The organism is Spiroplasma syrphidicola EA-1 (assembly GCF_000400955.1).
GTDB classification, from domain to species: Bacteria; Bacillota_I; Bacilli_A; order Mycoplasmatales; family Mycoplasmataceae; genus Spiroplasma; species Spiroplasma syrphidicola.
Map to the genome: position 1 here is coordinate 284,668 of NC_021284.1, position 11,775 is coordinate 296,442.

The 11,775-nt window shown below is 24.0% G+C and carries 9 protein-coding genes and 1 CRISPR repeat array; all 9 genes read left to right on the plus strand.

Translation table 4 applies throughout. The features are described 5' to 3' along the window. The first annotated feature begins 17 nt into the window (after positions 1–17). The 9 genes from SSYRP_RS01365 to SSYRP_RS01405 all read left to right on the plus strand — a co-directional run bounded on the left by SSYRP_RS01365 (position 18) and on the right by SSYRP_RS01405 (position 11,571). Positions 18–575, plus strand: coding sequence for a hypothetical protein (locus SSYRP_RS01365; protein WP_016340517.1), 558 nt, complete (start codon positions 18–20; stop codon positions 573–575). 24 nt (positions 576–599) lie between these two features. Continuing rightward, positions 600–920 carry a hypothetical protein gene (locus tag SSYRP_RS01370; RefSeq protein WP_016340518.1) on the plus strand — a complete coding sequence of 107 codons (321 nt, stop codon included), beginning with the start codon at positions 600–602 and terminating at the stop codon, positions 918–920. A gap of 242 nt (positions 921–1,162) precedes the next feature. Continuing rightward, positions 1,163–2,296, plus strand: coding sequence for a hypothetical protein (locus tag SSYRP_RS01375; protein ID WP_016340519.1), 1,134 nt, complete (start codon positions 1,163–1,165; stop codon positions 2,294–2,296). Between the two features lie 236 nt (positions 2,297–2,532). Next, positions 2,533–3,339 (plus strand): hypothetical protein, encoded by an 807-nt coding sequence (locus SSYRP_RS01380; protein WP_016340520.1) that lies wholly within the window; start codon positions 2,533–2,535, stop codon positions 3,337–3,339. A 16-nt stretch (positions 3,340–3,355) separates the two neighbouring features. Then, positions 3,356–3,919: direct repeats of the CRISPR family, unit length 36 nt; unit sequence GTATTAGTCTTCTCCAATTTGTCAGGAAACAACAGC. Between the two features lie 245 nt (positions 3,920–4,164). Then, a complete protein-coding gene (locus SSYRP_RS01385; RefSeq protein ID WP_016340522.1) occupies positions 4,165–5,646 on the plus strand; it encodes a uracil-xanthine permease family protein in 1,482 nt (493 codons plus the stop codon). Between the two features lie 163 nt (positions 5,647–5,809). After that, on the plus strand, positions 5,810–7,441 hold the full coding sequence (locus SSYRP_RS01390; protein ID WP_016340523.1) for a hypothetical protein: 1,632 nt from the start codon (positions 5,810–5,812) through the stop codon (positions 7,439–7,441). An 18-nt stretch (positions 7,442–7,459) separates the two neighbouring features. After that, the gene (locus SSYRP_RS01395; RefSeq protein ID WP_016340524.1) at positions 7,460–9,184 is read left to right on the plus strand and encodes an ABC transporter permease; all 1,725 of its coding nucleotides are present in this window, start codon (positions 7,460–7,462) and stop codon (positions 9,182–9,184) included. Positions 9,185–9,196: 12 nt separating this feature from the next. Continuing rightward, a complete protein-coding gene (locus SSYRP_RS01400) occupies positions 9,197–9,949 on the plus strand; it encodes an ABC transporter ATP-binding protein (RefSeq protein WP_016340525.1) in 753 nt (250 codons plus the stop codon). Between the two features lie 548 nt (positions 9,950–10,497). Then, positions 10,498–11,571, plus strand: coding sequence for an acyltransferase family protein (locus SSYRP_RS01405; protein ID WP_016340526.1), 1,074 nt, complete (start codon positions 10,498–10,500; stop codon positions 11,569–11,571). The last annotated feature ends 204 nt before the right edge of the window (positions 11,572–11,775 follow it).

Below are 11,775 nucleotides of genomic sequence, written 5' to 3' on the forward strand. Positions count from 1 at the left end.
TTTAAAGGAGAAATATAATGATAAATAAGAATGAAAAAATAATTGATTTGGATATTATTTTTGAAAATAATAGGAAAATTAGTAATTATGCTGAAACAAAAAGTTATTATGCTTTAGTGTTATTAGGTCTTTTATCTGTTCCATTATTTACTTTATTTGTTGAAATGTTAAATTTGAAATTATTTAATTTTTGATATAACAAATTATTGTTTATTTTTTCCCTGATATTATTAGTTTTATCTTTTTTTTCTTTAATATTTTCTTTTATTCCAAGAATAGTTATTAAATCAAAAAAGCAAAGAAAAAATATTGTCGAAGTATCAAATGCTTTTAAGAATGATTATTATCATTATCAATTTTGATCTGATATTAAATATTTTAATTTATTAGAAATCGAAAATTTTCTTAGTAGTTTAAAAATTGAAGTAATAGGTAATATTAATTTATTAAGTCAGATTATAAACCTTGCATGAATTGCAAAAATAAAATTTAGAGCTTTTAATATAAGTATTATTTTACAAATGTTATTAATTATTACAATGATTGCTTTATCAATAATATTAATATTGACTTAAAAATAAAAGGAGTTATGTCATAATATGTCAAGTAAAAGTAAAAATAGAAGAGAAAACGAATGGCAAAGTGCCTGATTAAATACTGATAATTGCAATTGCCCTGACAAGGAAAGCCATTCAAAAGATTTACATAAAATCTGTTCTATTTGCAAAGGCATTATGCATAAGGATGTTAGAATTAATTTAAATTCTAATTTACTTCATCATTTTGCATGAAATAAAGATAATTCTAAACCAAAAGCGAATGGAGGTACTAATAGAAAAGATAATTTAGTTGCTATGCATCCATGATGTAATCAAGAAAAAATTCAATTTAGTTTTTGAAAAATTAATATAATTTTGTAGTCAATTATTTTATGAAATAGTTTTAAATATTGTTTATCAAATGTCTTGTGTTTTTAAAATAAAATGTTAATATATTTATAAGAAAGTATAGCTTTCTTGCTAGTTACTGACAAATTGGAGAAGATTAGTACAACAAAGTAAAGTGATGAACTTTACTTTTTTTATTTTTCATGTTGTTATTAATAATTATTTATTTATAATTTAATTATTCAAGGAAACTTGCAGAAAGGTTGTATTATATAATGATTAATAAATTAGAACCAAAATTAATTTTTTCATTTGGGGTAAATATCCTTAATAAAGAACAAAAAAATACTGTTAATACTAATACTAGCTTGCTCAATGAACTAGAAATATTAAAAAATTTTTTACATTCTTCTCTTAATGTAAAAATAAAACTAAATGAGATTGTTAGTAAAAAGGGTGCACAGCATTATAATTTTTCATTTAAAAAATGATTTTCTTCGGATAAAGACTTAAAATTTTTACGTAACAATAATTTTTTAGAATTTAATTACTTTTTTTCAGAAGAACAACAAAAGAATATAAGTTCATGACTGGACTTAATACGAAATATTATTGCTGATGGATATAAAAAAATTATTATAAATGACAAAGAAGTTCAAAAATATAAAGAAATAGGTATGGAAGAAATAATTATTTTTCTTTTCATAATTTTAAAAAATCAGGGAAAAATTAAACGAATTATTAAATTAATTAATGAGTTTTTCTTATTTACTAAAATCGGAGATGAAGATATTGAAGAAATTAATAAATTGGTTTTTTTAACTGTTAAAAAAAATTTTGGATTAAATGATGATGATCATAATAAAATAAGTGTAAAAAAATTAAAAAATTTATATTTATTTAATAAAGATATTATTGGGAAAAATAACTTGCCAAATAAAAAAATTAAGAAAATAGAAACTATAACTAATGTTTTATACGCTCAAATTAAAACAATCAATAACAATGTAAAAAGTCAAAAATATTTTTTTGAAGAAATTTTTAATTTTGAGTTAAATGACTTAAAATGAAATAATATGTTCCATTTTAGTGATGTATTAATTGTTTGATTAAACAACTATTTTGGGAAACAACCAAAAGGAGAAAATGGGAGATTTGTTTATAAAAATATTTTAAGTACATTAGAAGTTAGAGCAAATTTTGATGAAAAAGAAACACCCAGGGGAAATAAAAAATATATTAATCTGTTTTTTAAAAATAAAAATAATCTTAAAAATAATTTATTAATAAAACTAGAAAATACTAGAGCTGATATTTTATATTTAGTTTTATGACTTAAAGTTATTGGTTTATCAAGATTAAAATTTTTTTTAGATTTTAGTCAATTAGAAATTGATGAAAAAAAATAAATAAAGTTTATCGTTGAGAAAATTTTACAGAAATAACAACAAAAATTCAACAGTTTTGAAAAAGAAATCAAAACATTAATGCGTATGGATATAATATAGCCTTAAATAAGGGCAATGAAAATATACTAGTTACAGATGCAATAACTGTTGTAACAAATAATAACATAATCGAATTATTAAAAGATAATAATTTCAATAACAGTATTTTAAAAAGCGATGCTTTATATATTAGCGAAATGCAAGAAACAATTAATTTTTTTAATAATTTAGATGAAATATTCAATCAATTTGTTCAGGGGATATTAGGTGATGAACTAATTGATGATATTAGAAAAAAGGCTAAAAGTGAATCAAATTTAAAATTAAAAAATTTTGCTGAAGTGTATATATTAGTTAGAAATGAAATTTCCCATTACAGTTTTTTTGGTACTTTTATTAGAAAAGACAACGTATTAAAATCAAAAATTAATAAAAATTTTGAAGAATTATTAAAAAATAAATCAGATTATATTAATAAACTTTTATTTAAATATAATAATAAAAAAAATCTAATCTATAAAAATGAAGTTAATGATGAACTTATTAAAAAAATTAATACCAAAGAGTTTGAATATTTAAAGGCAATTATTATGTTTTTATACTATATTTATGATTATGGAAATAACAAATTTAAAATTAAAGATGACAATTTATTGAGGCATTTAGAAAAATTTAAAAATCATGAAACTAAGAATTACTATCATTATTTTTTATTAAGAGTTAATAATTTATTTATTTCATTGTATAATTTGTTTAAAAATTATTTTTCAATAAATAGAGTTAAAATATGTGAAGAAAATATAAAAAACTATGATTCGTTAAATTTATTTAATGAATTTAAATTAAATTTAATTTATAAAAATAATCAAAATAAAATTATACTAGATCAAAATAAAATGTTAAAATATGTTTATAAAGATTTTTTTTATACTGTTTCTGACAAAAAAGCTATTAAAGAAATTTTAAAATTATTTTATGAAATCTTTAGTATTTCAGTAAAATAAGTTCTTTATTTTTGAGGTATTAGTCTTCTCCAATTTGTCAGGAAACAACAGCTAATTTTTAAACTAATACCAATAGTCATATGTATTAGTCTTCTCCAATTTGTCAGGAAACAACAGCTTCGCACATTTTAGCGTCTTCTTGTTCTTGGTATTAGTCTTCTCCAATTTGTCAGGAAACAACAGCATAATTTGACAATTTTTATCACAACTACTAGTATTAGTCTTCTCCAATTTGTCAGGAAACAACAGCCAGTTATTGTATATCTATCTCCATAAAAATGTATTAGTCTTCTCCAATTTGTCAGGAAACAACAGCAATTGTCTTTTAATGTCGTTTATAAATTCTGTATTAGTCTTCTCCAATTTGTCAGGAAACAACAGCTTTTTAAAATCAATATCAGTTTCACAAGCAGTATTAGTCTTCTCCAATTTGTCAGGAAACAACAGCCAATGTAGCACCATCTAGAACATTACGCCCGTATTAGTCTTCTCCAATTTGTCAGGAAACAACAGCATCACCATACATATAACTTCCTTGTTTAAGGTATTAGTCTTCTCCAATTTGTCAGGAAAATTTAGAGACAGTAATTTAAAATTATTTATTATATTTTTTCTTTACATTAAAATTAAGTTATGTTATTATTTTTATTAAGAATGTTGAGGTAGCAATGCAAAAAAATTCTATTATAAAAAAATGCAGATTTTTACAAAATAGTCATTTTACTATCAATGTTTTTAACATTCTATTATTTGCAAAAAATATTATTAATAATAAAAAAACTAGTTATTTATTTAACTAGTTTTTTTATGGTTCAGGAGGAAAAAATGGAGAAAAGTCAAAATCAAATTACCGAGCAAGGTTATGAAGTTAATGACATTAAATTATTGTTAGAACCAAACCAACGACCAAAAAACATGTGACAATGAGCAATTTTATCATTACAGCATGTTTTTGCAATGTTTGGATCAACTGTTTTAGTCCCATTAACAATTAACCAAATTGCTGGGGTTGAAGTGATGAATATTTCAATGGCCTTATTTTGTTCTGGGGTCGGAACATTAATCTATATTGTCTGTACAAGTGCGAAAGTACCAATGTATTTAGGAAGTTCATTTGCCTATATGGGGGCAATTGGATCATGTTATCCCTTATATGGTAATGCTGTTTTTATTGCTGTTATGATTGTTGGGATCATTTATATTTCTGTTGGAGTAATTGTTTACTATGTTGGTAATGCTTTCTTAGAAAAAATCTTACCAGCAATTATTGTTGGACCCTTAATTATCATTATTGGGATGTCAGTTGCCCCTAGTGCAATTAATAATTCAGGGTTAAATCCAGCCCAATGAAACCAAAGTTACTCGCGTTGAATTGGAGTTGGAATTGCTGCTTTTACTTTTACAGTAACAGCTTTAGTGGCAATGAAATGTAAAGGATTTACAAAAGTAATTCCAGTTATTATTGGAGTAGTATCAGGATATTTACTAAGTGTGATTTTACACTTTGCTTTAGGAACAGAAAATCATATTCTAGATACAAGTAAAATCAATGATCCAAGTGTTTGACAATGATACCCATCATTTAAAGCATTTTGAAACTTAAACCCAAAAAATATTGGACCAGCTGTGTTAGCAATTAGTCCTTTAGCAATTATTGTCATTGCTGAACATATTGGGGATCATATTAGTATGGGGGCCTTAACGGGGAAAAATTTTGTGAAAAATCCTGGAATGCACCGCACATTAATCGCTGATGGGGTTTCAATTATCTTTGATGGAATGGTTGGGGGACCACCAAATACAACATACGGTGAAAATACTTCGGTTGTCGGAATGACTAAAATTGCTTCGGTATGAGTAACTGGATTAGCCGCCATCTTTGCTATTATCTTATCGTTTATTGCCCCTGTTAATCAATTAGTTCAAATGATGCCCGGACCTGTTATGGGAGGAATCAGTATCATTATGTTTGGATTAATTGCGACAAATGGGATTCGAGTTTTAATTAATAATAAAGTTGATTATAGCAATATTCGTAATGTCTTTATTACTTCAATTATTTTAGTGTTAGGATTAGGGGGAGCCATCTTTAACTTTACAATTGGAAGTGGGACATTATCATTCTCTGGAACAGCATTAGCTGCTTTCATTGGCATCTTCTTAAATCTAGTTTTACCAAAAAAACTAAATGAAGGGTTTTGAACATTAAACTGAATTATTGCTAAAATTAGGTTAGCAAAAAATAACAAGAAAAATAAAGTTAAAAAAGCAAAAGAACCAAAAAAAGCAAAATCAGAAGAAAAATAATGAAGTAAAAAATATGAGAAGTATCTCATATTTTTTATTAATAATAAAAAAATTTTAATGGTAGTTAAAATAAAGTAAATTTATTCCATAATATAAACAAAACAAGATATAATAAAATCATAGCCTAGAAAATACAAATTAAAAATTTAATAAGGAGAAAATTATGAACAAGATAATTACAATTTTATCAACTGTATCATTAATATCAACCACTGCAATCCCGGTTTCTAACCTAGTAGCAAAAGAAATTTTTAATAAAAACAATTATATTGAAAAAACAAATTTAAATAAATTTGATAATAGCAAAGTATCATTACATAACATAAACTTTTCAGAAGGATGAGAGGATAATATTTATAAAACAATAGGGGAATATTTATTGGAAATAAATCAAGCAGACTTAGGGAACTTATTTATTAATGTTAATAAATACAAAATGTTTTTTACAATATATGGTGATGATTTTAGTAAGCCAAAGATAGGCGAATATAATAAGTATCTTCTTGTTATTAGTGCATTAGAGGATAATCCCTATTATGTTGGTTCAACTAATATTGAAATTAAGCTATGAAATGATAATAGCCAAATAAATATAGAAGAAGAATACCAAGATTTTATTAATTCTCAATATTTTAAAGAAAATTTTAAACTTGATTTACGTGACAGTAAAGACAATGTTAATATTTCCTTTTTAAAAGCTTTTATAAAATTTGTTAATTTAGATCAAACTAAAAAACTACTAAATGCTGAAATTCTTTGAGACGCCTGATTAAATAAAGAGTTTACGATTACAAATGAAGAAATTAAATCTAATGATTTTTTAGTTCAATATAATTTTAAAATCACAACAATACAATCAGAAATTTCAAGTATTTTACAACCCGGAGTTACTTTAGAATTACAAAATATTAAGGGAATTAAACACGATAAAATATCGTTCCAAGATTTTAAACCTAATATTAATGAAATTTTACAAAATAAAAGTATGAAGTTAAATAACTACAATTCAACTGAAATTATTAATCAAAATATTAGAATCATTGATTCATATATGAACCAGCATTCTAATGGCACAATTTATGAATCAATAGGAGACTTTTTAACAAAATATCGCAATGAATATGATATAAAAGGTGTACAAACAAAAGGATTATACTTTGAAGTTATTTATAAGTTTACTCCAAAGGAAGATAGTCAAATTTTTAAAAACTCTTCAATTTTAGAAGTAACTTTTTCATCAGAAGATGTTTATAAAAATGAAAGTTATGTTATTAATTCAAATAAAATAGGAGTTAGTGGATGATCAAATTGGAGTTCTCGTTTTAATTTTAATAGTTCAACTCTTAATACATCAATTGATTTTGGGAGAATTAAAGGAATTAATAATTTTGATGATTTAATTAAAAATTTTACTAAAATACGAATGTATGTTGATGGATATATCCAAGGGTCTGGAAATGGAAGTGACAAAAAAGAATATGGTAATGAGTTTAATCCAAATGATGGAGTTATTCAAAATAGTAAAGGTGCAAAATATTTAGATATATCTTTACAGAATTTAAAAAATAATAATTCTAGTGGAAATAAAAAACAATTAGACTGGGAGCCTAAATTAGATCATAAACAAGGCGCAACCAGCATCCAAGGAAGATTAGAAAATAAAATATATTATTCTAATGCTGCTAAAAAAATATATTTTGAAAATACATTATTTTTTTCAACTTATCGAGCAGGGATTCCAAAAGCATATGCTGATGGATGGTTTATTATCAGAAAAATAGATATACTAGTTTAAAAAGGGAGAATTATTCAAGTGAAAGTTTATAATTATTTTATTAAAAAAACTTTTAGTGATAAAAATAATATTATATTAGGGGTTTTCTTTGCTGTTATGTTTATTGCAGTACAGGGATTTGTCTTAGTTTATGGTGTAAAATATAAAATGAGTATGGAGTTTATTCAAGTTTTATCAATTACTGCTCCAATTATTTTAATTTTATTTTCCGCATCATTTATTGTCTATTATTTTTACAAAGAAATAATTGTATATTATAAAAATGGATCATGGAATCTGGAATTAAGAATGGGTCAATCATATTGACAAATCTATTTACGTAAAATTTTAATTTCTTTAATTTGGTTATGAGTTTATCTATTAGGTCTATTTTTAATTAATATTTTCTTTATTGTTGGAATTAATAAGGATGTTAATTTATTAGTAATTAAATTAACCCAAAATTACTTACTAACATTTATTGTTCAAGTTTTTTTAATAGCTTTAACATTATTAATTTTTTCATTTCGTAAACCCGTTTTAGCAATTATTTTATCCACTTTTATTGCTTTAATTTTTTCATGTATGGAAATTGTCACAAATCCATATGTTTTTTTAGATCCTACAATGAGCGAAGTAATGGCTGATATTAATGAATTAAATATTCGGAATGAATATGCCCAAAAAGCTCTAAAATTAAAAAACCATAATAAAATTTTTAAAGAGTTGAGCAATAATCCTGGTGATATTTTAAATAAATATGATCTTAAATATGATTCTGAAAGCTCAAATCCAAATGAAAGAGCTCTATTCGATAATTATTGAAATGGTGATGTTTCAATAAATTTACCATTATTTTTTGATAATGCAACATTAAAAGAAAATGCACCACAAACCGTTTATGATTGAATGTTTGATTTAAATTATATTTTAAGGGAAGAAGTTTATAAAGCCGATTTAGTTGATGATAAATGAGATAAAGATGAGTGAATCACTTATTATCGTATTGATAAAATTGGATTTGATAATTTAACAACTTACAAAATGCCAAAATATAATATTTGATATACTTATAAAATAATGAATAAAAATCTTGATAAATTATCCCAAAAAGGGTATTCAAGTAGTGAAATAAAAGATATCAAAGCTGTCATTAAATTTGCTTATAATTTTGCTATTAAATATGATTATGCCAGAATATCAATAGAAAGAATGAGCCAGTCAGTGAATTCATTTCCACCAATGTTGGTTAATAAAGAATCAAGTTTTTCTTTTGAACCTAAGTATAGTATGGATAGATATCAAACACTGTTAACTTCCCCAGGAGAAAATGAAATATATTCAACATTAATTCGCTTAGTTATTAATTCAAAAATGTTTATCAATAAGCCAAATATTGTTAAAACCGACCAAGTTGTTAAACGTATCCGCTTACAAAGTTATTTAAATCCGCTAGCTGGTTTATGAGCAATTAATAACTTTAGTTATCAGTTTAATGAAAAAAACTGGATGGATTATTCAGTGTTGGGATCAAATATGGCTAATTTTATTAATAATTATCATAGCGTAACATTTAAGACTCCAATTGAAGCAAATGATTTTCGTAGTTTCGCCTATGATATGAATGATTATGAAAATGCTGTTGTTGTCTCAGCTAATCATAAAATAGTTTACCCAACAATTATTTGTTTGGGTTGGTTACTAGCCAGTGGTTTAATTGGATATTGAGGATACTATCAATTTCGCAAAAATATTATTTTTTAAGGAGAAAACAACATGGAACAATTTACAGTTAAAAATTTAACAAAACAATTTAATAAAACTAGTGGAATTGATAAAATAAATTTTTCCTTTAACCTAACTGATATTGTTGGCTTTGTCGGTGCTAACGGAGCTGGAAAAACAACAACAATTAAAGCCATTTTTAATGAATTAAAAACTAGTGCTGGGGAAGTAACTGTTAATGGTGAACCTTTTAAAATTTACAATAAAGATAATAAGATTGGTTTTTTGCCTGATTCAACTAATTTACCACAAGATATTAAAGTAAAAGAGTATTTAGAATTAGTCGGGATTCTAGCAAAAATTAATTCTAAGGAGTTAAAAGAACGCATTATGCTTTTACTTGATATGTTTGATTTAACTGATTCAAAAAATAAACTAATCCGGGAATTATCGGCTGGAATGCAAAAACGGGCAGCAATTGCTGGGGTAATGATTTTTAAACCAAAATTTATTTTTATGGATGAACCAACAGCTAATTTAGATGTTGAAGCACGGATTGAAATTTTAAATATCATTAAATCGTTAAATCAAAAAGGAATTGGCTTTTTCATAACAACCCATATTATTGATGAACTAGAAAAAATCATCAATAAATTAATTATTATTGAAGCGGGGACAATTGTTTATGAAACTGATTTCAATCATAAAAAAGATAATATTATGGAAATTTATCAAAAATATGTGGGTGGCTGAAAAGAACGTAAAAATTTAGGAACAAAATTAGACAGTTTTTTTGCTGAATAGTTTTATTAGTAATTTTATCATTTGAAAAAAACAGTAAAAACAATAAAAGTTGTTCTTACTGTTTTTTTAACGTATTAAAGGTTTTTCTATAAAACTAAGTGTTTTATAGAAAAATTAGAGTGACAAAGTTTATTATTTGATGGATAAATAGGTACCAAAAGGTTTTATTTTAAAAAAAATACAAGGAGTAGAATTTAAATCATAGGCTGATCTGTTATGAATAATTTTGTAAGTCCTAACAAAAATAAAAAATTAAATATCTTTTTATTTATATAAAAAAGATATTTAATTATGAATATTTTTTTATGATATAATGACTCAGTAGTTTTTCTATGCTACAATTTAAAAATTATTAAGTATAAATGTGTAATATTTTATTAAAATTTATCATTAAATATAATAATTTTGTAGTAAATAACAATTAGCAAATAACAAATAATATTTTTAATACTATTAATAAAAAAGTTTTATTATTATGACTTAAAACTTTTTATTGTTGTCAAATAAATTGATACTTATTTTTAAACTATTTTAGAAGGAGAACCAAAATGTCTGATATTAAAGAACAGAAAGTAAAAAGAACAAGTCAATTTGAATTGTTAAGATTTTTAGCGGCTTTTATGGTTGTTATGTTTCATGCTGCTTTTTCATATGGTCGTAATGACTGATGATATACAAATGTTAACACGATACTAGTAATTCCAGTTGTGTTGTTTATTTTTATTACTGGTTTTTTTGTGGTGAAATCAAAAAAATCTCGAATTATTAAAATTTTATTAATGATTTTAATTTACTATTTATTAAATTTATTGTTAGGATATAGTGTTATAAAAATTTTTAATCTTAACTATGATTTTAATAGTTTATGAAAATACGGAGAAGGTCCCTGGTGATATTTATGAACATTACCAATGCTATATGTTTTTATCCCAATTCTGAATCTTGCTCTTCAAAAACTTAATAAATGATATACTTTAATAACTGCTTTAATTATATATATTTTTTATTACTACTTTTGCCATATTGAATATGATAAAATCTTTGCTCCTGGACAGTTATTACTTTTTATTTCAGTCTATATGTTAGGAGGATGATGGCATTTATATGCAAATACTTTTAGCACACGTAAATTAGTATTATGAATTGCTATTGCATACTTAATTATTTTACAAATTATAAATAATGTTTTATTTGCCACGATTCAAAAAACTGTTTTTATGGCAATTAAAGAAGGGGCAAAAGATACATCCCAACCGCTAACAATATTAGCGGCGGTGGCGGTATTTATTTGTTTTCAACATATAAACATTAAGTATAACAGATTTATCAATTTTTTAGGACAGTTATCACTGCCAATCTACTTATTCCAAGGTATATTTATGGCTTTAACAGAACAAAAAATCTTACCCCATCTAAATCTTATTGATTCAACAATATTTAAAACAATAGTTGAAAGTCTCATTGTTTTTGCTATTGCCATGGTTTTTGGAGCAATCATTATTTGACCAGTTAATTTTGTCATTAATAATTTAGATAATTTATTAACAAAAGGATTTAAAATTGCCAAAAGCAAATCTGAAAAATTTTATTATGCTAAGTTAAAAGTTAAAAATAATAGCTAAGTTTGCTCTTTAAACAACAGTTTTAATATAATTAAATTATAATTAAACATTTGAAATATTTTAATAGGTATTTTAAATGTTTTTTTTATTTAATAAGATAAACTTAGTTTAGTATCCCAACTTTGGAACTGTTTTTTTAACATATTAAAGGTTTTTTCTTGCAAAACAAAGCATTTTATAGAATAATTAAAGTGAGAAAATTTA